This window comes from Luteimicrobium album (assembly GCF_030161555.1).
In the GTDB taxonomy this organism is placed as follows: domain Bacteria; phylum Actinomycetota; class Actinomycetes; order Actinomycetales; family Cellulomonadaceae; genus Luteimicrobium; species Luteimicrobium album.
This window is the reverse complement of sequence record NZ_BSUK01000001.1, coordinates 1,415,084-1,437,187: the sequence shown is the minus strand read 5'-3', so window position 1 is coordinate 1,437,187 and position 22,104 is coordinate 1,415,084. Positions and strand designations below refer to the sequence as shown.

Sequence of the window (22,104 nt, the reverse complement as noted above, 5' to 3'; positions counted from 1 at the left end):
GGCTTTGCTCTGCCTGGCGACGTCCGCAACCGAGATGGTCTCGGCACGCGTCGGGCGTGCCGCTCGTGACGCCGGGCCCTCTCGTGCCTACATTGGTTCTCAGTTGCCCGTACCTGGTGCGGGGACAGCCGCACGCTCTGGGCCATCGGCCACGTGGCGCTCGAGATCAACCGACCAGCATTACTCGCCGGCCTGACCACCCGACACGAACGGATCCGCCGTTCTGTAGGAACAGCTTCGTTTGTCGTCGTGTCAGGTTCGGACGAGGGGTGAGAAGGGTGACCGAGCGCCAAGAACGTCCCGTGGTGATCCGGCCTGCACGCTCAGGCCGGCCCTCAACCCACGAGCGTGTCTACAAGCCTGACGAACTCGTGCGCTTCGACGCCCGGATCCCGGCACGCATCGCCCAGCGGCTGTACGAGGCCGCCTACCAGGCAGGGCGCCCGGTAACGGCCGTGCACGCAGACCTTCTGGCCAGGGCTCTCGACGACTCCGACGAGGGTGCGATGGGCTGACCGCGGTCGGCGCAGGACGCCGAGAACGCGAAACGGGCCCAGGAGCTACAACTCCTGAACCCGATCGCTTCGCTTGAGCGGGCGGACTCCCGCTGCATTCAGACCCGTCGAGTACCTCCGGGGGTACTTCTATGTCTTCAGCACGTACAGACTGCGATTCTGGAACTGGCCTCGTCAACCCGTGCGCCGGCGACACGCCGGAACAGAATGAAGCGGATCGCGCGGTCGCCGCGGTGAAGAAGTACGTCCCGCACGCGGTCCGACCCGAGGACTGGGAGCCCGTCGCCGACTTCACTCGCGCGGTCGTCCTCGACGTCCACCCCGAGCAGGCTCGAGCGGCAATCGAGGCGATGCGGACGACCTCGCAGTTCGTCGTGTGGGCCCACCGCCAGGGGCTGCCACTGGACCGTGAGGCGATCTTCACCCCGGACGTCGTCGAGCGGTATATAGCAATCGGATGCCCGAACCTGGTGGAGTCATCGCGAGCGACGCGCCGCTCAGACCTTCGCCGGTTCTCGGTGCAGGTCACCAAGAAGGCGCCGTGGCGTCCCGCGCCGCCGCGGCTCCGCGGGGACTACGCCGTCATCCCGTACACGCCCGACCAGGTCTCGCGCATGCTCGAGGTCGCCTCCCAGCAGCGCACACCTGTGCGCCGTCGGCGCCTCACCGCCGTCCTCGCCCTCGGTCTGGGGACCGGGACCTACCCGCGTGAGATCTGGCAGCTGACGACCGAGAACCTCGTCGAACGGCACGGGCACCTGTGCCTCGCGGTGCCCGGGGCGAATGCACGCATCGTGCCGGTCACCCCGCCGCATGACCAGACCCTCGCCCGGATCCGGGCCGAGGACCCCGGTTCGACCCTGCTCGGCTTCGCAGCCCGGGAGTGGGACCGTTCCAGGCTCTGGCACATGATCGAGCACGCCGAGCTCCCGCCCGACTGCCCACCTATCAAGCTCTCCAACCTCCGGGCCACATGGATCCTTGGGCACCTGATCAACCGGGTCCACCTCAACGGGCTCGCGCGGATGGCCGGCGTCTCCTCGTGGAAGACGTTCGGTCACCTCATGGCCTACATGCCACCGATCGACGAAAGGGCGCTGGTCGAGGAGCTCACCCGCCGATGACCGCCGCTGCGGGGTCGAGCGACTACTCGCGACGTACAGCGTCGGGGGTCTCCAGAATCGTCCTCGTCCCGGAGGGACTGGGCCAGTGGCAGCGGGTGCGACGGGCCCGTGCCATGGCAGATCAGCCGCGCGTGCGTGCTGTCGCCGACGCATGCACCGCCGCCTACGGTCGCCCCCGCAAGCTCTCGCTGCAGTCCGTCCTCGCGATCGGATACCTCCACGCGTTGAGCCGGCCGACCCACATGACCGTCACTGGCATGCTGCGGACCCTGGACCAGCTGTCCGACTCCGAACGCCGACACCTCGGGGTGCCCGCGCACCTGCACGTCCGCCACAAGCACGTGTGGGGAGGGCTTCGCCGCCTCGCTCAACACATCCGGGACGGACTTCAGTTGCCCGGCGAGCACCACCACGAGCCGTCCGAGCCCTGCACGACCGCATGCCAACAAGCGGTCGCTCTGACCGAGGACGACATCTCGACGATCCTCGTCCAAGCGTCGCTGCCTTCGACCTTTCCACGCACAGGTGCAGTCGACGTCGACGGCACCGACATCGAGTCGCACGCGGTCATGCACTGGCGCCCCGACCACTCCGGCTGGACGTGCACCGACCACGAGCTAGGCGGAGGGCACCGGACCCCGACAGACCGCCGGCCCAATCCGTTCTTCGCCGGATACGAGGGACATCTGGCGACCTATGTCCTACCTGCAGGGGTCAAGGGCGAGATCCCGCTCCTGTTCGCGGGCCTCGCCCTACGGCCAGGCGTGCAAGACCGAGCAGGAGCCTGCGTCCGCCTCGTGGGCGCCCTCACCGCGTTCGGGCCCATCCACGAGGTGATCTACGACCGCGGCTACTCCACGTCGAAGCCTGAGAAGCTCGCAGCCGTCCTTCGTGAGATGGGCGTCACCGCGACGTTCGACCTGCACACCAGCCAACGCGGCATCAAAGCTGGACCCAAGCCCGGCACGATCTGGTGCGACGGCACCCTCTACTCGACCGCGCTCCCCGAGGCCCTTCGCAACCTCGAACCACCAGCGATCACGATGACCGCCGAACAGAAGGCCCGCATCCGTGACGTCTTCGATGCCCGGGCCCCCTACGCCTTCGTCCCCCACTCCAAACCAGTCCCGGGACGCCACGCTCGCCGGTTCAAGGGCCCCGCCCTCGCCGGACACGTCCGCTGCCCCAACTGGCCCAAGTCGATGCGACTCGGTCCCGAGATCCCGACGACCAACTGCGTGCCGGGAAGCGATTGCGGATGCGGCAAGACCGTCTCCGTCCCGGACACCATGAACGAACGCGACCGGCAGCCGCTGGCCTGGCAGTCCAACGCGTGGGCCAAGTCCTACAACCGGCGCACCCGCATCGAGGGATGCCAACGCGCAGATCCGGTACCAAGACCTCAACGTCAACCGCGGCTTCTTCCGCATGCTCGGCCGCACTGCCACCGCACTGCTCCTCGCCCTGACCCTCGCCGGGAACAACGCCCACCACCTGCACCACTGGTACCTCGCCCGCGGCAAACCCGAACCCTGGGCCGTCGAACTCGACGAACCCGCCTACGACGGACCCCTGCGCCGCTACACCAGAACCCGTGGACGACGTAGCCACGCACCACCCCGCAGCTCCAGCACCCCGGCGACAACCCAGTAACAGCACCACCCGACGACAACGACGTCGCCGCGCCCCCGCACGCATCCAGCTCGGTCGCAACCGAGCCGACGGGCTTCACAGCGCCCCGCGCACAGCCACCCGGACGAGCCCGACGTCGTCCCAACACGCCAGGAGGCGCCCGTACACGACGAAACCCCCGGCCGGATCAACCGACCGAGGGTTTCGGAAACGGGACTGCCTCCGACTCGGAAACATCCCCACTGTGCGCGAGGGGGACTTGAACCCCCACGCCCTTGCGGGCACTGGCACCTGAAGCCAGCGCGTCTGCCATTTCGCCACTCGCGCGCGCCGAAGAAGATTAGCACGCGGCACAGGTGCCCTCCGAACCCGCTGGTCCCGTCCTCGTGGGGAGCGGATCTCCACACCGCCCACGCATTCGATCCGCAGGTCTCCCGCACCGCGCGTCAGACCAGCGCGCCTGGCTGGCTACGATCTAAGGGCGTGCGACCATGCCCACCCGTGCTCGGTCATGCGTGACTGACCGCGTGGACCCGCGACACCGCCCCGATCCGTGGGCACCCGGCGTCGCACCGCACGACCGAGGAGGAGGCGCCGTGGGCGTACTGGACCGCTTCGAGCAGAACGTGGAGCGCGCTTTCAACAACGCGTTCGCCAAGCTCGGTCGGGGTGAGGTCAAGCCGGTCGACCTGGCGAGCGCGCTGCGCCGCGAGGTCGACGACCGCGTCGCCGTCGTGGGCCGGGACCGTGCGGTCGCTCCCAACGAGTTCACGATCCGTCTCGCGTCGGACGACTTCGCACGCATCGAGGACTGGGGTGCCGAGGCCCTCGCCGACGAGCTCGCGGCGACGGTCACCGACCACGCGGCCGAGCAGCACTACGCGTTCGTCGGCCCCGTGTCCGTGACGTTCGACGAGGACGGCGGTCTCCACCCGGGCCAGTACCAGGTCCACTCGGCGAGCGTCCGCGGCGCGGCGCCGGGCGGCAACGGCCAGCCCGCGTACGGCCAGCCGGCGTACAACCAGGGCCCCGTGCCGAGCGCCCCGACGCCCAGCCTGCGTCACCCCCTCATCGACATCGACGGCCAGCGGTACCTGCTGACGGGCCCGGTCACGGTCATCGGCCGCGGCTCGGAGGCGGACATCGTGGTCGACGACCCCGGTGTCTCGCGCCGCCACCTGGAGATCCGGGTCACGCCCAACGGCGTCGTCGCGACCGACCTCGGCTCCACCAACGGCCTGTTCGTCGAGGGCCACCAGGTTCCCGCGGCGACGCTCCTGGACGGGAACAGCCTGACGATCGGCCGGACCCGCATCATGTTCTGGACGGGCGCCGCGGACGAGGCCGGGTGATCGGGCCTCGATGAGCGAGCTCACCTTCACCCTGCTGCGCCTCGGCTACCTGGTCCTGCTGTGGCTCCTCGTGCTCTTCTCGATCCGCGTCCTGCGGCGTGACCTCGCCGACCCCCGTCCGCCGCACACCCGCGCCGACGAGCTCCAGGCCGCACCCCACGCCCCCGGTGTCCTGACGGCCCCGAGCGCGGAGGGCGCCGTCGTCGTCGGGGCGCACCACGCCCCTGCGAGCCCCGCGCCCACCCCGGCCGCGGGCGTGACGCGCACCCCGCCCTGGCGCAGAGCGCGTCGATGCGCCTCGTGGTGACGGAGGGCGCGCTGCGCGGCACGACGCTTCCCCTGTCGACGTCGGCCGTGCTCATCGGGCGTGCGCCGAGCTGCACGCTCGTGCTCGACGACGACTACTCGTCCTCGCGCCACGCCCGGATCTTCCCGCAGAACGGGGGTGGTTCGTGGAGGACCTCGGCTCGACCAACGGCACGTACCTCGAGGGCCACCGCCTCGAGGCGCCGGTGCCGGTGCAGCCGGGCGAGGAGATCCGGATCGGCCAGACGACCATGGTCCTGCAGGGGTAGCCGCGGATGAACCTCGCGCTGCGCTACGCGGCACGGTCCGACGTCGGGCTCGTGCGCGCCGACAACCAGGACTCCGGATACGCGGGCCCGGACCTCCTGGCCGTCGCCGACGGCATGGGCGGGCACGCGGGCGGCGACATCGCGTCGACGCTCGCGATCCGTGCCCTCGTCCCCCTCGACGGCCACCAGCACGTGCCCGACGGCGCCCTGGGCGAGCTCGAGCACGCCATCGAGTCGGCCAAGCAGGCGATCGTCGACCGGTCGGAGGCGGAGCCGCAGCTCGCGGGCATGGGCACGACGGTCACCGCGATCCTGCGCGCCGGCAACCAGCTCGTCATGGCCCACCTGGGCGACTCGCGCGCCTACCTGCTGCGCGATGACGAGCTCACCCAGGTCACCACGGACCACACGTTCGTCCAGCACCTCGTCGACACGGGCCGCATCGCGCCCGAGGACGCGGAGCACCACCCGCAGCGCAACGTCGTGATGCGCGTCCTGGGCGACTTCGAGGTCGACCTGACGCCCGACCTGTCGGTCCGGGAGGCGCGCCCGGGCGACCGCTGGCTCCTGTGCTCGGACGGTCTGTCCGGGTTCGTGACGCCGGACATGATCGCCCAGATCCTCATCTCGGTCGTCGAGCCGGGCGAGTGCGCCGACACCCTCATCCAGCTCGCCCTGCGCGCGGGCTCCACGGACAACGTGACGGCGATCGTCGCGGACGTCGTCGACCTCGACGCCGACGACGAGCCGGTCGAGGGCGCGGTACCGCACCCGGCGGACGCGCTCGCCGACGAGCCCCTCCCCACGAGCCCCGAGGTCGTGGGCAGCGCGGTGCGCGCCGACCTCCTGCCCGGGACGGCGCCGCTCGCGACGGACGACGACGGCACCGAGGTCGAGGGCGCGCCGGGCGTGAACGACGACCCGGAGGCCGACGAGGCCGCAGCGGCACTGGCCGCACAACCGGGCAAGGGCAAGGCCCGACGGCGCGCGCTCGGCGCCACGATCACCCTCGTCCTGGTGCTCGCGATCCTCGGCGGCGGGTACGCGGCGTACGGATGGACGCAGAACCAGTACTTCGTCGGCGAGTCGGAGGGCCAGGTCGCCGTCTTCCAGGGCGTGCCCCAGAGCATCGGACCGTTGCACCTGTCGTCACCGGTCGAGCTCACGGGGACGCAGGTCGACACCCTGCCGTCGTACGTGCAGGACCGGCTGTCCGCGACCATCCCCGCGACGTCGCTCACCGACGCGCGCGCCCGTGCGGCCGAGGTCACGACCGACACCACGACGCCCGAGCCCACGACCACGCCGACCCTGCCACCCACCCCGGCGACACCCGCCCCCACGACGGCGCCGGCAGGCACCCCCACCACCTCGACCACACCGACGAAGCCGTCCGTGCAGACCACGCACGGTCCCGCGACCCGGGGCAAGGACGCGTGATGGCCGCAGTCGCGCACGCGCCCGTCCAGGGTGCCGAGCTCCCGGGCGCCGCGGAGGCACGGCTCCCCGGCCCGGTCGCCGCGCCGAGCTGGGGCTGCTCGTCGTCGCGCTCGCGATCGGCATCGGCGCGTACGCGCTGGTCAGCATCAAGGTCGTGGACCGTCTCCCCGGCGACTTCTACGCGCAGGCCCTCGGGTTCGTCGCGGTCGCCCTGGTCGCGCACCTGATCCTGCGCTGGAAGGCGCCGTACGCCGACCAGGTCATCCTCCCCGCGACGATCGCGCTCAACGGGATCGGCCTGGCGATGATCTACCGCCTCGACCTGGCGTCGCAGTCGTCGGCCAAGCCGCACGACCTCGCCGGTCGCCAGCTCGAGTGGACCGCGATCGCCGTGGTCGCCGCGCTGGCGGTCGTGTGGTTCCTCAAGGACCACCGCCTGCTGCGCCGGTACACGTACATCGCGATGCTCGTGGGCCTGGGGCTCGTGGTCCTCCCGCTCATCCCGCACGTCGGGCGGACCATCAACGGAGCCCACATCTGGGTCGCGCTGGGTCCGCTGTCGCTGCAGCCCGCGGAGCTCGCGAAGATCGCGTTCGCGATCTTCTTCGCCGGCTACCTCGTGACGCACCGCGACACGCTCGCCCTCGCCGGGCCCAAGGTGCTCGGCCTGCAGCTCCCCCGCCTGCAGGACCTCGGCCCGATCCTCGTGGTCTGGGCGGCGTCGATCCTGGTCCTCGTGGCCGAGACCGACCTCGGGACGTCGCTCCTGTTCTTCGGGCTGTTCGTCGCGATGCTCTACATCGCGACGCAGCGGTTCTCCTGGGTGCTCATCGGCCTCGTGCTCATGGGCGCGGGCGCGGTCTTCGCGGCGAGCGCGTTCGCCCACGTCCAGGTCCGCTTCGACATCTGGCTCCACGCCTTCGACTCCGACGTCTACAACGCCGCGCCCGGCTCCGGCCAGCTCGTCCGCGGCCTCTACGGCCTCGCGAACGGCGGTCTGTTCGGGACGGGCTGGGGCGCCGGATACCCGTACCTCGTGCCGTACGCCTTCTCCGACTTCGTCTACACGTCGCTCGGCGAGGAGCTGGGTCTCACGGGGATGCTTGCGATCCTCATGGTCTACCTGATCGTCGTACAGCGCGGTCTGCGCACCGCCCTCGGCGTCCGCGACGGCTTCGGCAAGCTGCTCGCCGCCGGCCTCGCGTTCACGACGGCGTGGCAGCTCTTCGTCGTCGTCGGCGGGGTCACGCGGGTCATCCCGCTGACCGGACTGACGATGCCCTTCGTCGCCCAGGGCGGCTCGTCGCTGCTCGCGAACTGGCTGGTCATCGGCCTGCTGCTGAGGATCTCCGACAGCGCGCGGCGGCCGTCCCTGGCGCCCGAGCGCGGCCAAGTCGCCCCCGGCGGCATCCTGCCCGACGACGACCCCACCGGGCCGGGCGGGCTCGAGCCCGCCGCGCCGCCCACGCCGGAGGCCGGCACGCAGGTGACCGAGATCGTCAGGCCGACCCCTCCCCCGCCACCCCCGCCGGGTGACGGCGCGACCGGGGAGGTGGCGCGCGGATGAACGTCCCGATCCGCCGTCTCGCGACGGTCGTCCTCGCCATGGTGCTCGTCCTCATGGGCGCGACGACGTACCACCAGTTCTTCCAGGCCGACAAGCTCAACAACGACGGCCGCAACGTGCGCACGCTGTACCGCGCGTACGGCGTCTTCCGCGGCCCGATCGTCGTGGACGGGAAGTCGGTGGCGCTGTCGACGCCCGTGGACGACCCGTTCAAGTTCCAGCGGAAGTACACCGACGGCTCGCTGTACGCGGCCGTCACGGGCTATTACTCGCTCGTCTTCGCGCCGACGATGATCGAGGCGTCGGAGAACTCCGCGCTCAACGGCACGGCCGACGAGCTGTGGCTGCAGCGGCTCCGCCAGCTCGTGACCGGTGAGCAGCAGCAGGGCGCGTCCGTCGAGCTCACCCTCGACGCCAAGGCACAGGAGGCCGCGGCGAAGGCCCTCGGAGACCAGAAGGGCGCCGTCGTCGCGATCGAGCCGAAGACCGGCAAGATCCTCGCGCTCTACTCGTCGCCGTCGTACGACCCGAACCAGCTCGCCGGGCACGACACCGCGAAGGTCAACCAGAACTGGCAGAAGCTGCTGGGCGACGACGGGTCGCCCCTGACCAACCGGGCGATCGCGGGCGACACCTACCCGCCCGGGTCGACGTTCAAGCTCGTCACGTCCGCCGCAGCGCTGGAGTCCGGGGACTACACCCCGACTCCGTCATCCCCGCGCCGCACCGGCTCACGTACCCGGGGTCCTCCAAGGAGCTCCGGAACTTCGGTGACGAGGTCTGCTCGTCGAGCGGCAAGATGACCCTCGACGCCGCCCTCGAGATGTCGTGCAACACCGCGTTCGCGGGGCTCGGGGTCGAGGTCGAGAACGACGCGATGGTCGAGCAGGCGCAGAAGTTCGGCTTCGACACCCCGCTGTCGATCCCGATGACGGTGACGCAGAGCCACTTCCCCTCGACGACCGACGAGGCCGAGCTCATGCGGCAGTCGATCGGGCAGGGCGACGACCGCGTCACGCCGCTCCAGATCGCCATGGTCTCCGCCGCGATCGCCAACGGCGGCAAGCAGATGGCGCCCTATCTCGTGGACACGGTCCGTGACGCGTCGCTACGGGTCGTGTCGAAGACCTCGCCGTCCACGCTCCGCACCTCGGTGTCCGAGCACACCGCCGACGAGCTCACGAGCATGATGGAGGACGTCGTGCGGTCCGGGACCGGCACCGCCGCGCAGATCCCCGGCGTGACCGTCGCCGGCAAGACCGGCACCGCCGAGAACACGCCGGGGCAGAGCCCGCACGCGTGGTTCACCGGCTTCGCGCCGGCCGACGACCCGAAGGTCGCCGTCGCGGTGATCGTCGAGCACGGCGGATCCGACGGGTCTGAGGCAACCGGCGGCGCGACCGCCGCCCCGATCGCGAAGGCCGTCATGGAAGCGGTGCTGAACGGATGAAGCCGACGCAGGGCCTCTCGCTGGGCAACCGCTACCGCCTGGTGCGGCGCATCGCGGTCGGCGGCATGGGTGAGGTGTGGGTCGCGACGGACACCGCGCTCGGTCGCGAGGTCGCGGTCAAGGTGCTGCGCGAGGAGTTCGCGGGCAACGTCGACTTCCTCCAGCGCCTGCGGACCGAGGCGCGGAACAACGCGCGCCTGTCGCACCCCGGCATCGCGCAGATGTACGACTACGGCGAGCAGGCCGGCTCCGGCTACCTCGTCATGGAGCTCGTCATCGGCGAGCCGATGTCGGACCTGCTCGAACGCGAGCCCGTCATCCCGGCCCACCGCCTCGTCCCCATCCTCACCAAGGCCGCGCGAGGTCTCGCGGCCGCGCACGAGGCCGGCGTCGTGCACCGCGACGTGAAGCCGGGCAACATCCTGCTCGCGCGCGCGGGCGGCGTGAAGCTCACCGACTTCGGCGTCTCGCTCGCGTCCAACCAGGTCCCCATGACGGCGACGGGCATGGTCATGGGCACCGCCCAGTACCTCTCGCCCGAGCAGGCCATCGGGAAGCCCGCGACCCCGGCGTCGGACCTGTACGCGCTCGGGATCGTGGCCTACGAGTCGCTGGTGGGGCGGCGGCCCTTCACCGGGCCGACGCCGGTCGACATCGCGGTCGCACACGTCAACCAGCCCGTGCCCGCACTCCCGGCGACCGTCGACAAGGAGCTCGGCGCGCTCGTGATGTCGATGCTCGCGAAGGACCCGATGCGGCGCCCCGTCGGCGCCGCGGAGCTCGCCGAGACGCTCGAGGAGATCGGCCTGCGCCTCGCCCGGTCGCGGCGCAGCGCGGGGCCTCGCGCCACGTCGACGATCACCGCGCCCGCGGAGCAGCGCGCCTGGCCGCCGCGCTCCGCCGCGGCGAAGCCCGAACCCCGCACCCAGCCCGCCGACGACGACGCTCCCCGCGCGTACCCGTCGCGGCGCGTCGTGCAGTCCCGCGCCGCCGAGCGGTCGTCGGCCCGGCCGGCGGGGCGCCACCGCGAGCACGTCGCGGAGCGCCCGTCGTCCCGCCGCCCGACGCCGCACGCGACCACTCCCCGGCCCGGTCGCCCCGGCCCGCGCCGTCGGACCTGTTCGGGAACGAGGCCGAGCCGGCCGCGCCCGTCGAGGCGCCGTCGACCCGGGCGGCGACACGGGCCGCCCAGGGCGTCGGCGCATCCGGCCGGTCCGGTGCGGGCTCCGGGTCGCGTCACCTTCCGGGCATCTTCGGGATGCGGCTCGGGGCTTCCCTGGCCTGCCGTGGCGCTCGTCGTGCTCGTGCTGGTCGTGCTGGTCGCGGCCATCCTCGGAGGCGCCAAGGGGCGCGACCGCTCCGAGGGCTTGGACCTGCATCCCCACGGGGATGGGATGATCTTCCTGTCCGTGGCGTCCTCGCACGCCCTGGACGACCCGTCGAACGAGAAGGACACGTAGGTGGTGGAGAACCCGCAGCGGATCCTCGCCGGCCGTTATCAGGTCGGCGAGCTGATCGGGCGTGGCGGCATGGCCGAGGTGCACATCGGGCACGATGCGCGGCTCGGCCGCACCGTCGCGATCAAGATCCTTCGCGCCGACCTCGCACGCGACCCGTCGTTCCTGGCCCGTTTCCGCCGAGAGGCGCAGGCCGCGGCCTCGCTCAACCACCCGGCCGTCGTCGCCGTCTACGACACGGGCGAGGACGTGCAGACCGACGCAGCGTCCGGGCAGACGACGCACACGCCGTTCATCGTCATGGAGTACGTCGAGGGCCACACCGTCCGCGACATCCTCCGCGACGGTCACGCGGTGCCCATCGACGAGGCCATCGAGATCACGTCGGGCGTGCTGTCAGCGCTCGAGTACTCGCACCACGCCGGCATCGTGCACCGCGACATCAAGCCCGCGAACGTCATGATCACGCCCACCGGCGCGGTCAAGGTGATGGACTTCGGCATCGCCCGCGCGATGGCCGACTCCGCCGCCACGATGACGCAGACGCAGGCCGTCGTCGGGACGGCGCAGTACCTGTCGCCCGAGCAGGCGCTCGGCCAGACCGTCGACGCGCGCAGCGACCTCTACTCGACCGGATGCCTGCTGTTCGAGCTCCTCACGGGTCGCCCGCCGTTCCAGGGCGACTCCCCCGTCGCCGTCGCGTACCAGCACGTCGGCGAAGTCCCCCGAAGCCGTCCGACGTCGCACCCGACGTCCCCGAGGTCCTCGACCGCATCACGCTCAAGGCCCTCACCAAGGACCGCAACCAGCGCTACGGCTCGGCCGCGGAGTTCCGCAGCGACCTGGACGCCGCGATGCGCGGCGGCGCCGTGTCCGCACCAGGGCTCGGCGCGCTCGGGGCCGGGGCAGCCGCGGGTGCGGCCGCCGGGGCTGCGTTCGCCGACCCCAACCCGACCGTCGCGTTCGACGGCGCCACCCAGGTGCTCGCGCCCACGCCCGCAGGCTGGGCGACGCCCGCCCCGGCGTCGGTGCCGCCACCCACGCAGACGTCCGTCTTCCCCGACGAGGTCGGACCTGGCGACGAGGAGCCGAAGAAGAAGTCCAACAAGGGCCTCATCTGGACGCTCGTGACCATCGGGGTGATCGCGCTGGCCGCGATCATCACGATGCTCGTCATCAACGCGAACAAGACGCCGCCGGTCGAGAAGGTGACCGTGCCGAACGTCATCGGACTGACGGAAGACAAGGCCAAGGAGACGCTTGCGTCCGCCCACCTCGAGATGAACAAGGTCATCGACGAGGACTCCGACAAGCCCGCGGGCGAGGTGACCAAGCAGGACCCGGACAAGGACCAGTCGGTCGCTGAGAACAGCACGGTCAAGGTGTCGGTCTCCGCCGGTCCCAAGACCGGCGAGGTCCCGAACCTCAAGGGCAAGTCGCAGAAGGAGGCCCGCGACGCGCTCAAGGCCCTGGGCTTCACCGTCGCCGACGAGGTCCGCACCGAAAACAGCAAGGACGTCCCCCTCGACTCTGTTACACGTACAGATCCCAAGGCTGGTTCTGTACGCGACAAGGGCACCGAGGTCGTCCTCTACGTCTCCAACGGGCTCGTGACGCTGGACGACCTGGTCGGGAAGACCAAGGACGAGGCGCTTGCTGCACTCGACAAGGCCGGACTGCAATCGGACACCGAAGAGCAGGAGACTCCGGACGCGAGCAAGGTCGGCCTCGTGCTGGAGCAGGCGCCTGCGGCAGGTTCCGTCAAGCAGGGGACGCGGATCAAATTGACGATCGGCAAGGAAGAGGACAATTCCGTCACGATCCCGAACAACATCGTCGGGATGAGCCAGGAGGATGCCGAGAACACGCTCGGCCAGCTGAGCCTCAACGTTAATCCGAACGGCCCGACGCTCCAGCCCAGCGACACGGTGCCTGCTGGAATCGTCATCGACTCCAACCCGAAGCAAGGAACGACGGTCCAGGTCGGTGACCCTGTCACGCTCGTCGTGTCGTCCGGGCCCGCGACCCCCGGTGGCGATCAGCAGACGCCACCGGGCGACGGGCAGGGCACGGGAGACGGGACCGGCGACGGCAACGGCGACGGCGACGGCGACGGCGACGGCCAGAATCAGGGCCTCGGCCGGAACGACGACTACTCGGACGAGCTCAAGAGCTTCCTCGGCCTCTGACCGCCCCCCCCGGCTCGTCGGCGACCACGAACGGCCCGGCACCTCCGTCGCGGAGGTGCCGGGCCGTCGTCGTCGGGCGGGGGAGCGTCAGCGGCGCACGAGCGGCGCGAGCCCCTCGGACCGGGCGACGGCGTCGTCGGACCCGCAGACCTCGAGCCAGTTGGCGAGGAGCCGGTGCCCGCCCTCGGTGAGCACGGACTCGGGGTGGAACTGGACACCGTGGAGCGGGAGCGTGCGGTGCTGCAGCCCCATGACGACGCCGCTCGCGGTCTGGGCGGTGATCTCGAGCTCGTCGGGGACTGTATCCCGGACGACAGCCAGCGAGTGGTACCGGGTCGCGGTGAAGGGGTCGGGCAGGCCGGCGAGTACACCCTCGCCGTCGTGCTCCACGAGGCTGGTCTTGCCATGCATGAGCTCGGGGGCGTGCGTCACCGTGGCGCCGAAGGCCTCCCCCAGCGCCTGGTGGCCGAGGCACACGCCCAGCAGCGGGGTGCCAGACGCCGCACAGTCGCGGATGACGTCGAGCGAGTCACCGGCGCTCTTGGGGTCGCCGGGCCCGGGCGAGATCAGCACGCCGTCGAAGCCGCCGCGCTCCTCGAGCGGGGGCACGGCGTCGTTCCGCACGACCACGGTCTCGGCCCCGAGCTGGTCCAGGTACCCGACGATCGTGTAGACGAACGAGTCGTAGTTGTCGACGACGAGGATGCGAGGGCTGCTCATGGGGTGGCTCCGGGGCTGGTGTCCACGACGGTCTGGTCGTCGAACGGCATGTACGGCGCGATCGCCGGGAACGCCCAGCGGAACAGCACGACCACCACGACAGCGGCGAGGACCGCGAGCAGGAGCACGCGCAGCCACGCGGGCCCGGGCAGCAACCGCCACAGCGCTCCGTACATGCTCGTCCTCGGTTCGTCCGACAGGTGGGTTCCCAGTATCCCCCACCGCTCGCACCGCCCGGTAGGCCGCCCACCGCGAGGTATCCCGGCGGCCGTACTACTTCGAGGCGTCGGAGAAGGGGTCCGTGCCCTTCGGGACGGTCGCGTACTCGAGGGACGACGGCGGTGCGGCGGGCAGGGAGAGGTGGTCGTCGTCCTTGACCTTCCAGCCGAGGTCGACGGCCTGGACGTACTGCTTGTAGATCGCGATCTCGGGCGAGCGGTCGAGGGCGGCGCGCAACGCGTCCGGGTCGCCGATCGCGCTGACCTTGAAGGGCGGCGAGTAGAGCCGGCCGCCGAGCGAGAGGACGTTGCCGACGCACCGGAACGCGGTGGTCGCGGTGACGCGCTGGTCCTGCAGCATCATGGCCTCCGCTCCCCGGCCCACAATGCGTTGATGACGGCCTGCACGTCCTGCTGGTGGACGACGAGGTCGTCGGGCGTGATCTCCGCGGGGTAGTTCCCGGTCGTGGGCGCGTCGGTGAGCGCGACGACGACTCCCGGGCCGCTCACCGCCACGAGACCCGCTTCGACGCCGCTGTTCTCCATCGTCTCGGCGTCGCCTGTGGGGACCGCGCCGGGCTCGGCGGCGGAGAGCTGGTCCACCTGCGAACGGAGGCCCTCGACCTTGCCGGCCAGAGCGTCTGCCCGGTCCGACTCGGACTCGACGAGCTGCGGGAGGTCCTCCGGGTGGCGCCGCTCGGTGCCTCGCGCGAGCTGCGCCGACGCGGTGAAGAGCACCCCGGCGAGCGCGAGGACGAGCGCGACGGACAGCGCCGCCCGCACGCGGCGCGGCGCCAGGCGGGCGCGCAGGACCGCCGCGACACCGCTGGGCCCGTCGACGGCGGGATCGTGTGTCTCGCGGTCTCGCGCGCCCTCTGGGGAGGTCATGGGGCCATTGTCGCAGGGGCGGCTCGGTGCTCCCTGCACGGGCCGCTACGCTGGGCGCACCACGGGCGTCGACGACGATGCCGGCGACGCCCGCCCGTGAGAACCGATCGTCGGCCATCGGCCGCCAGAGCAAGGAACACACCTCGTGCCCGAGTCCAAGCGCCGCAAGAAGAAGTCCGCCAGCAGTGGCTCGACCGCTGCTGTGTCCGTCCCGTCGGCCCGTCATGAGACCGGGAATCCGACCTGGTTCGTCCCGGTGGTCCTGGCGCTGATGCTGGTGGGCCTCGCGTGGGTCGTCGTCTTCTACCTGACGAGCGGGAAGTCCGACCTGCCGATCCCCCGATCGGCCGCTGGAACCTCCTGATCGGCTTCGGGCTCATGATCACTGGATTCGGGATGCTCACGCGCTGGAAGTGATCGTCGCGCTGGGGACATCCTCTGCGATGTCCCCAGCGGTGGACGACCGTGTGGATAACTACACGGATGTAACTCCACACCTGTGAGTAACCCTGGGGAGAGACGTCCAGCCTGTGGATAACTCGGCTACACCGCGCCGTAGTTGACCGCCGCGAGGACGACCAGCACGACGAGCAGCAACGCCGACGCTCCCCAGCCGACGAGCGCGCGCCGCTCCCGGGGCGCGTACGCGAAGGCCGCGCCCAGCGCGAGGCCCGCGATCATGCCACCCAGGTGGGCCTGCCATGCCACGTTCGCGATGAAGAACCCGAGCGCGAAGTTCACGACGATCAGGCCGACCATCTGGGTCGCCTGGAGCCCGCGCTGGCGCAGGACCGGGATGGCGGCGCCGAAGAGGCCGAAGACGGCGCCCGACGCCCCGATCGCCGCGGTGTACCAGGCACGGTCGTGAGGGCCGCCCGCGAGCAGGAGGACGCCCACCGACCCGGCGACGGCGGTCAGCAGGAAGAGCGTGAGGAAGCGGGCACGGCCGAGCAGCGGCTCGAGGAACTGGCCCATCACCCACAGCGCGTACATGTTGAACAGGATGTGCAGCGGGTTCGTGCTGTGGAGGAACGCCGTCGTGAGGAAGCGCCACGGCTCGTCGCGCGCGATGAACGGCGCGAACGCCCACCGCTCGGTCCAGGACCCGTCCGTGACGAGCTGGAGGATCCAGCTCACGGCGCAGATCCCGATGAGGGTGAACGTCACGACCGGGCGACCGGAACGCACCCGCGCCCCGTACACGGTCCGCGGCGCCGGCGTCGCCTTCTGCCCCTGGCGCACGCAGTCGACGCACTGGATCCCGACCGCCGCAGGCCGCTGGCACTCCGGGCATGCCGGCCGACCGCAGCGCTGGCACCGCACGTACGACACCCGGTCCGGGTGCCGCGGGCACACGGGTACCTCGGCGGGTGCAGAACCGCCCGGCCCGTAGGGGCCGGGCGGCGTCGGCGCGGACAGTCTCAGTCCTCGATCGTGACCGACTGGATGACGACGTCGTCGACCGGGCGGTCCCCCGGACGCACCGGGGTCTTGCCGATCGCGTCGACGACGGCGCGGCTCTCGTCGTCCGCGACGCGGCCGAAGATCGTGTGCTTGCCGGCGAGCCAAGGCGTGGCGACCGTCGTGATGAAGAACTGCGAGCCGTTGGTGCCCTCGACCTCGCCCGAGATCGGGTTGCGACGCTTGCCGGCGTTCGCCATCGCGAGCAGGTACGGCTGGTCGAACTGCAGCTCAGGGTGGATCTCGTCGTTGAACGTGTAGCCCGGACCGCCGGTGCCGGTGCCGAGCGGGTCCCCTCCTGGATCATGAAGTCGTCGATGACGCGGTGGAAGATCACGCCGTCGTACAGCGGGTCGTTGCGCTCGGCCCCCGTGCGAGGGTCGGTCCACGTCTTGCTGCCGGTGGCGAGCCCCGTGAAGTTCGCCACGGTCTTGGGCGCGTGGTTCTCGAGGAGCTCGAGCCGGATGTCCCCGGCGTTCGTGTGCAGGGTTGCGAACATGCGGCCATTCTCGCATGCGAGCCTGGAGGACTCGGTGGCAGAGTGGGAGGTCAGCGACCGTCACCAGCAGACCTCAGGAGAGGCAGCACCCATGGCAAAGCGCACCGCAGTGGACACCGAGCACCTCAAGGACCAGGCGGCGCAGCTCGCCGGGCAGGCCCAGGACGCGGCGTCGGCCGCGAAGGACGCCGCCCTCGCGGCCAAGGACTGGACCACCCCGCGCGTCGAGGCGTTCCTCGAGTGGCTCAAGCCGCGCGTCGAGGACGCGTACCACCAGAGCCTGCAGGCAGCGGCCCCGCAGGTCGAGAAGGCCGCTGTGAAGGCCGCACCCGTGATCGACTCGGCGCACGACCGCCTGATCGACGAGTTCCTCCCCCGCATCGTCGCCCGCATCAACGCGCTCGCGGCCCAGGCGGGCGAGGGTGCCGGCAAGGCCACGTCCGTCGGCCTGACCGCCGGCGCGGACGCGCTCAACAAGGCACCCGAGAAGGTCGCCGAGGTCGCGAAGGCGGCCGCCGAGTCCGTGGGCGCCGAGACCGTCGGCGGCGCCGAGGCCGTGCGTGACGCGGTCGACGCCGCAGCCTCCAAGGCGGCCAAGCTGGCCGACGCCGCGGACGAGCAGGGCGGGAAGTCGCACAAGAAGTGGTGGTTCTTCGGGCTGCTCGCGGCCGGGCTCGCCGCCTACGGCGCCTGGCGCCGGTCCCGCCCGCAGGTGGACCCGTGGGCCGAGCCCGGCCCGACGCCGTCGCACAGCTTCGGCGCGCTCGTCGACAACACCAGGGCCGCCGCGGGCGACGCTGCGGAGGCCGTCGGGGAGGCGGCGGGTGCGACCGTCGCCCGTGGACGCGACGCCCGGCACAAGGTCGCCGACGCCGCCGGGGACCTGGGCGAGAAGGTGAGCGACGCGACGGAGGACCTGACCGACAAGGTCTCGGACGCCGTCGACCAGGCCGTGAGCGCCACCAAGAAGGCTGCCTCGAAGGCCACGCCGCGTCCACGCAAGCCGCGCGCGTCGGCCAGCGACAGGGCGGAGGACGCCGTCGAGTCGGCTGCCGACAAGGCGACCGAGACCATCACGGGCGTCGACTCGGAGGACCAGGGCTCCTGATCTCCCGGTCGAGAACGGCCCAGGGACGAGAAACGACCCGGGACATCCTGTGATGTCCCGGGTCGTTCTTCAGGGTGGAGCCAAGGGGACTCGAACCCCTAACCCCTGCTTGCAAAGCAGGTGCGCTACCAATTGCGCCATGGCCCCGAGCGCGGAGCCGCAGTCACTCGAAGGTGTCGGTGACCTCGGCCCAGAGATCGCGTGCGCCGTCGTCGCCCGACACCTTGCGCCAGACGAGGATGCCGACGCCCGCGGCGATCAGGAGCAGCAGGAGCTTCTTCATACGTCCCCCTCGATGGGTTCCGGTGGTGGGCCTAAGAGGACTTGAACCTCTGACCTCTTCGTTATCAGCGAAGCGCTCTAACCGTCTGAGCTATAGGCCCGTGCGCGCTACGTCGCGACCGTGGTGAACGGCCGTCGGCGGGTTGCGGCGCACCGAGACTACCCCAGGTGCGCCGCGTCTCCCAAACCGATCAGTCGTCCGTGAGAGTGACGTGCACCCCACCGACGAGGGCGGCGGCGATGTTGTAGAGGAAAGCGCCGAGCGTCGAGAGCGCGGTGATCAGGACGATGTTCGCGACCGCGATGAGCGTCGCCATCGACATGGTCCGTGAGAACGCCACGTACTGGAGCACGTTGACCTGCGTCTCGTCGCCCACGACCGACTCGACGAGGTCGTTGACGTTCGCGAACAGGTGCAACCCGTTGAGGATCGTCCAGACGACCGCGGCCGCCACGACCGTGATGATGCCGATCGCGATGGACAGGAGGAACGCCATCTTCATGACCGACCACGGGTTCACCCGCGAGACCACGAGACGGACGCGCCGCGCCGAACCCGCGTGCGACGCCGTCGTCTGGAGCGACGACTGAGCCTGCGGCTGGGGCTGGACCTGCGGCTGGGGCTGAGCGGCAGCCGCCGGGTAGCCCGCGGCGCCGGCATAGACGTACGCCTGCTGCTGGGACGCGGGCTGCGCGGCGGACTGGCGGACCGGCTGCGCGGGCGCCTGCTGCGGCGGCGCCGACGGCGCGGCGACGACGGGAGTCGCACCCGTCTCGAGGCCACCCTCACCGGTCACGACCGACGTCACCTTCTTGGCGGCCTTGCGCATCGCGGCGATCGTCGAGGTCACCGACCCGGTCCCGCTGTCGCTCGTCGGGGCCGAGGCGCCCGACGGCGCACCCCTGGTAGCGCTCGTGCGTCCGGTCGTCGGTGGCGACCGCCGACGGCGGGGGAGGCGGGACGGCGATCGGACCCTGCACCGACGGCAGGTCAGGACGCGGTGCGGGCGACTGCGGTGTGATCGCCGGGGAGCGGTGTGCTTCTCGTCGGTCATCCGGCTCATCCTTGTTCGCTCGTGTCGTTGCCGGCTGACCCTGCGTCACCGGCATCGCCCGTGGGGGCGTCGGCGCCGTCGTCGGGTGCGGCCTGGTCGGTCGCTTCCACGGTATCCCGATCGTCCCCGAGGTTGCGCTCGACGTTCCGGGCGACCCCGATGATGCGATCGCCCTTGTCAGGCTTGGCGAAGTTGACGCCCTGGGTGGAACGACCGGTCGGGTTCACCTCGTCGACGGCTGAGCGCACGATCTTTCCACGCTCCATGATCACGAGTACCTCGTCGTCGCCGTCGACCACGAGAGCCCCCACAAGGTCTCCACGTGATGCGGGCAGGTTCGCCACCTTGATCCCGAGGCCCCCGCGGCCCTGGACGCGGTAGTTCTCCGGCGTGAGCGCCGTCCGCTTCGCGAGCCCGCCCTCGGTCACCGTGAAGAGGTAGGCGTCCTCGCGCACGACGTCTGCGGCGAGGAGCTCGTCGTCCTCGCGGAACTTCATGCCCGTCACGCCCGACGTCGCGCGGCCCATCGGGCGCAGCGCCTCGTCCGTCGCCGTGAAGCGCACGGACTGCCCCTTGCGGGACACGAGGATGAGGTCGTTGCCGCCGTCCACGAGGAGCGCCGAGACCAGCTCGTCCGCGCGACCCTCATCGTCCTCCCGCAGGTTGATCGCGATCAGACCCCCGAGCGCGGGGAGTTGTAGTCCTGCAGGCGCGTCTTCTTCACGAGCCCGCGGCGCGTCGCGAGCACGAGGTACTCGGCCGCGTCGTAGTCGGGGAGCGCCAGCACCTGCGCGATCCGCTCGTCCGGCTGGAACGCCAGCAGGTTCGCGACGTGCTGACCCTTCGCGTCCCGGCCGCCCTCGGGCAGCTCGTACGCCTTGGCGCGGTAGACCCGCCCCAGGTTGGTGAAGAACAGCAGCCAGTGGTGCGTCGTCGTGACGAAGAAGTGGTCGACGATGTCGTCCTCGCGGAGCTGCGCCCCGCGCACGCCCTTGCCGCCCCGCCGCTGCTGGCGGTAGTTGTCGCTGCGCGTGCGCTTCGCGTAGCCGCCGCGCGTGATCGTGACGACGACCTCCTCCTCGGCGATGAGGTCCTCGATCGAGACGTCGCCGCCGTAGGGGAGGATCGTCGTCCGACGCTCGTCGCCGTACTTCGCGACGATCTCGTCCAGCTCCTCCTGGACGATCTCGCGCTGCCGCGGCTCCGACGCGAGGATCGCCTGGTAGCCCTTGATCTTGTGCTCGAGCTCGTCGTGCTGCTCGACGATCTGCTGGCGCTGCAGCGCGGCGAGACGACGGAGCTGCATGTCGAGGATCGCGCGTGCCTGGATCTCGTCGACGTCGAGCAGCTCCATGAGGCCGTCGCGCGCGACGTCCGCGTCAGGGGAGCGGCGGATGAGGGCGATGACCTCGTCGAGCTGGTCGAGCGCCTTGAGGTAGCCGCGGTAGATGTGGATCTGCTTCTCGGCCTCGCGCAGCTCGAACTGCGTGCGCCGGACCACGACCTCGATCTGATGCGCGACCCAGTGCCGGATGAACGCGTCGAGCGACAGCGTGCGCGGCACCCCGTCGACGAGCGCCAGCATGTTCGCGCCGAACGTGTCCTGAAGCTGCGTGTGCTTGTACAGGTTGTTGAGGACGACCTTCGCGACGGCGTCGCGCTTGAGCACGATGACGAGGCGCTGGCCCGTGCGGCCCGAGGTCTCGTCCTTGATGTCGGCGATGCCCTGGACGCGGTTCTCGCGGACGAGCTGGGCGATCTTCTCGGCCAGGTTGTCCGGGTTGACCTGGTAGGGGAGCTCGCTGACGACGAGGCACGTGCGGCCCTGGATCTCCTCGACCTCGACGACGGCACGCATCGTGATCGAGCCGCGTCCCGTGCGGTACGCGTCCTCGATCCCGTGCCGGCCGAGGATCGTCGCGTGCGTGGGGAAGTCGGGCCCCTTGATGCGCTCCATGAGCGCCTCGAGCAGCTCTTCCTTGGTCGCGTCCGGGTGCGCCAGCGCCCAGCGCACGCCCTCGGCGACCTCGCGCAGGTTGTGCGGCGGGATGTTGGTCGCCATGCCGACGGCGATGCCGGCCGAGCCGTTGACCAGCAGGTTCGGGAAGCGCGAGGGGAGGACCGACGGCTCCTGGGTCTTCCCGTCGTAGTTGTCCTGGAAGTCGACCGTGTCCTTGTCGATGTCCCGGACCATCTCCATGGCGATCGGCGCCATGCGGCACTCCGTGTACCGGGGAGCCGCCGCGGGGTCGTTGCCCGGCGAGCCGAAGTTGCCCTGTCCGGCGACGAGCGGGTACCGGAGCGACCAGTCCTGGACCAGCCGGACGAGCGCGTCGTAGATCGCCGTGTCGCCGTGCGGGTGGTACTTGCCCATGACGTCGCCGACGACGCGCGAGCACTTGTTGAACCCGCGGTCGGGGCGATAGCCGCCGTCGTACATCGCATAGAGCACGCGTCGGTGGACCGGCTTGAGGCCGTCCCGGACGTCGGGCAGCGCGCGCGTCACGATGACGCTCATCGCGTAGTCGAGGTACGACCGCTGCATCTCGACGTTGAGGTCGACGGCCTCGAT

Annotated in this window: 16 protein-coding genes, 3 tRNA genes and 6 pseudogenes; 14 read left to right on the top strand and 11 right to left on the bottom strand. The window is 70.9% G+C overall.

The genetic code is table 11. The features are described 5' to 3' along the window. Window positions 1–302: 302 nt before the first annotated feature. The 3 genes from QQK45_RS07335 (at window position 303) to QQK45_RS07325 (ending at window position 3,246) form a co-directional block, all read left to right on the top strand. Window positions 303–515, top strand: coding sequence for a mechanosensitive ion channel protein MscS (locus tag QQK45_RS07335; protein ID WP_284292688.1), 213 nt, complete (start codon window positions 303–305; stop codon window positions 513–515). 233 nt (window positions 516–748) lie between these two features. Continuing rightward, the gene (locus QQK45_RS07330; protein WP_284292687.1) at window positions 749–1,639 is read left to right on the top strand and encodes a site-specific integrase; all 891 of its coding nucleotides are present in this window, start codon (window positions 749–751) and stop codon (window positions 1,637–1,639) included. 113 nt (window positions 1,640–1,752) lie between these two features. Continuing rightward, entirely contained in the window at window positions 1,753–3,246 is a 1,494-nt protein-coding gene (locus QQK45_RS07325) for a hypothetical protein (protein WP_284292686.1), read from the top strand. Between the two features lie 270 nt (window positions 3,247–3,516). Here the strand turns inward: QQK45_RS07325 and QQK45_RS07320 are convergent. After that, window positions 3,517–3,598, bottom strand: a tRNA-Leu gene (locus tag QQK45_RS07320). A 269-nt stretch (window positions 3,599–3,867) separates the two neighbouring features. Between QQK45_RS07320 and QQK45_RS07315 the strand changes: the two genes are divergently transcribed. The 8 genes and pseudogenes from QQK45_RS07315 to pknB all read left to right on the top strand — a co-directional run bounded on the left by QQK45_RS07315 (window position 3,868) and on the right by pknB (window position 13,301). Further along, the gene (locus tag QQK45_RS07315; protein WP_284292685.1) at window positions 3,868–4,623 is read left to right on the top strand and encodes an FHA domain-containing protein; all 756 of its coding nucleotides are present in this window, start codon (window positions 3,868–3,870) and stop codon (window positions 4,621–4,623) included. A 10-nt stretch (window positions 4,624–4,633) separates the two neighbouring features. Next, the gene (locus tag QQK45_RS07310; protein ID WP_284292684.1) at window positions 4,634–4,930 is read left to right on the top strand and encodes a hypothetical protein; all 297 of its coding nucleotides are present in this window, start codon (window positions 4,634–4,636) and stop codon (window positions 4,928–4,930) included. Continuing rightward, window positions 4,915–5,198: pseudogene (locus QQK45_RS23070) on the top strand (FHA domain-containing protein FhaB/FipA). Before QQK45_RS07310 ends, QQK45_RS23070 begins: the two are co-directional and overlap by 16 nt. Before the next feature lie 6 nt (window positions 5,199–5,204). Beyond that, the gene (locus tag QQK45_RS07295; RefSeq protein WP_284292683.1) at window positions 5,205–6,638 is read left to right on the top strand and encodes a PP2C family protein-serine/threonine phosphatase; all 1,434 of its coding nucleotides are present in this window, start codon (window positions 5,205–5,207) and stop codon (window positions 6,636–6,638) included. An 88-nt stretch (window positions 6,639–6,726) separates the two neighbouring features. Next, window positions 6,727–8,205, top strand: coding sequence for an FtsW/RodA/SpoVE family cell cycle protein (locus QQK45_RS07290; RefSeq protein WP_284294973.1), 1,479 nt, complete (start codon window positions 6,727–6,729; stop codon window positions 8,203–8,205). Continuing rightward, window positions 8,202–9,655, top strand: a pseudogene (locus tag QQK45_RS23065) (peptidoglycan D,D-transpeptidase FtsI family protein). The gene QQK45_RS07290 and the pseudogene QQK45_RS23065 overlap by 4 nt, the downstream one beginning before the upstream one ends. After that, window positions 9,652–11,115, top strand: a complete 1,464-nt coding sequence (locus tag QQK45_RS07280) for a serine/threonine-protein kinase (protein WP_284292682.1) — start codon at window positions 9,652–9,654, stop codon at window positions 11,113–11,115. Before QQK45_RS23065 ends, QQK45_RS07280 begins: the two are co-directional and overlap by 4 nt. Beyond that, window positions 11,116–13,301 (top strand): annotated as a pseudogene (gene pknB / locus QQK45_RS23060) (Stk1 family PASTA domain-containing Ser/Thr kinase). 87 nt (window positions 13,302–13,388) lie between these two features. Here pknB and QQK45_RS07265 read toward each other — a convergent pair. The 3 genes and pseudogenes from QQK45_RS07265 to QQK45_RS07255 all read right to left on the bottom strand — a co-directional run bounded on the left by QQK45_RS07265 (window position 13,389) and on the right by QQK45_RS07255 (window position 14,785). After that, entirely contained in the window at window positions 13,389–14,021 is a 633-nt protein-coding gene (locus QQK45_RS07265) for an aminodeoxychorismate/anthranilate synthase component II (RefSeq protein WP_284292679.1), read from the bottom strand. Next, on the bottom strand, window positions 14,018–14,197 hold the full coding sequence (locus tag QQK45_RS07260) for a hypothetical protein (RefSeq protein ID WP_284292678.1): 180 nt from the start codon (window positions 14,195–14,197) through the stop codon (window positions 14,018–14,020). The genes QQK45_RS07265 and QQK45_RS07260 overlap by 4 nt, the downstream gene beginning before the upstream one ends. Window positions 14,198–14,294: 97 nt before the next feature. Next, window positions 14,295–14,785 (bottom strand): annotated as a pseudogene (locus tag QQK45_RS07255) (DUF881 domain-containing protein). A gap of 487 nt (window positions 14,786–15,272) precedes the next feature. On the opposite strand from QQK45_RS07255, the gene QQK45_RS07250 reads away from it, so the two are divergent. Continuing rightward, entirely contained in the window at window positions 15,273–15,491 is a 219-nt protein-coding gene (locus QQK45_RS07250; protein ID WP_284292677.1) for a cell division protein CrgA, read from the top strand. Further along, window positions 15,470–15,544, top strand: a complete 75-nt coding sequence (locus tag QQK45_RS07245; RefSeq protein WP_284294972.1) for a cell division protein CrgA — start codon at window positions 15,470–15,472, stop codon at window positions 15,542–15,544. The genes QQK45_RS07250 and QQK45_RS07245 overlap by 22 nt, the downstream gene beginning before the upstream one ends. Before the next feature lie 126 nt (window positions 15,545–15,670). Here the strand turns inward: QQK45_RS07245 and QQK45_RS07240 are convergent, their stop codons facing one another. After that, entirely contained in the window at window positions 15,671–16,369 is a 699-nt protein-coding gene (locus tag QQK45_RS07240; protein ID WP_348525171.1) for a rhomboid family intramembrane serine protease, read from the bottom strand. Between the two features lie 179 nt (window positions 16,370–16,548). Continuing rightward, window positions 16,549–17,087, bottom strand: a pseudogene (locus tag QQK45_RS07235) (peptidylprolyl isomerase). Window positions 17,088–17,178: 91 nt separating this feature from the next. Between QQK45_RS07235 and QQK45_RS07230 the strand changes: the two are divergent. Beyond that, window positions 17,179–18,195 carry a hypothetical protein gene (locus tag QQK45_RS07230; RefSeq protein ID WP_284292676.1) on the top strand — a complete coding sequence of 339 codons (1,017 nt, stop codon included), beginning with the start codon at window positions 17,179–17,181 and terminating at the stop codon, window positions 18,193–18,195. A 75-nt stretch (window positions 18,196–18,270) separates the two neighbouring features. On the opposite strand, the gene QQK45_RS07225 is transcribed toward QQK45_RS07230, so the two are convergent. The 5 genes and pseudogenes from QQK45_RS07225 to gyrA all read right to left on the bottom strand — a co-directional run bounded on the left by QQK45_RS07225 (window position 18,271) and on the right by gyrA (window position 22,077). Beyond that, window positions 18,271–18,342, bottom strand: a tRNA-Ala gene (locus tag QQK45_RS07225). Between the two features lie 16 nt (window positions 18,343–18,358). Further along, window positions 18,359–18,478: a DLW-39 family protein gene (locus tag QQK45_RS07220; protein ID WP_284292675.1), complete on the bottom strand. Its 120-nt coding sequence runs from the start codon at window positions 18,476–18,478 to the stop codon at window positions 18,359–18,361. A gap of 23 nt (window positions 18,479–18,501) precedes the next feature. Beyond that, a tRNA-Ile gene (locus QQK45_RS07215) sits at window positions 18,502–18,578 on the bottom strand. Between the two features lie 90 nt (window positions 18,579–18,668). Continuing rightward, window positions 18,669–19,328 carry a DUF3566 domain-containing protein gene (locus QQK45_RS07210; RefSeq protein WP_284292674.1) on the bottom strand — a complete coding sequence of 220 codons (660 nt, stop codon included), beginning with the start codon at window positions 19,326–19,328 and terminating at the stop codon, window positions 18,669–18,671. A 209-nt stretch (window positions 19,329–19,537) separates the two neighbouring features. Beyond that, window positions 19,538–22,077, bottom strand: a pseudogene (gyrA, locus tag QQK45_RS07205) (DNA gyrase subunit A). Window positions 22,078–22,104: the final 27 nt, after the last annotated feature.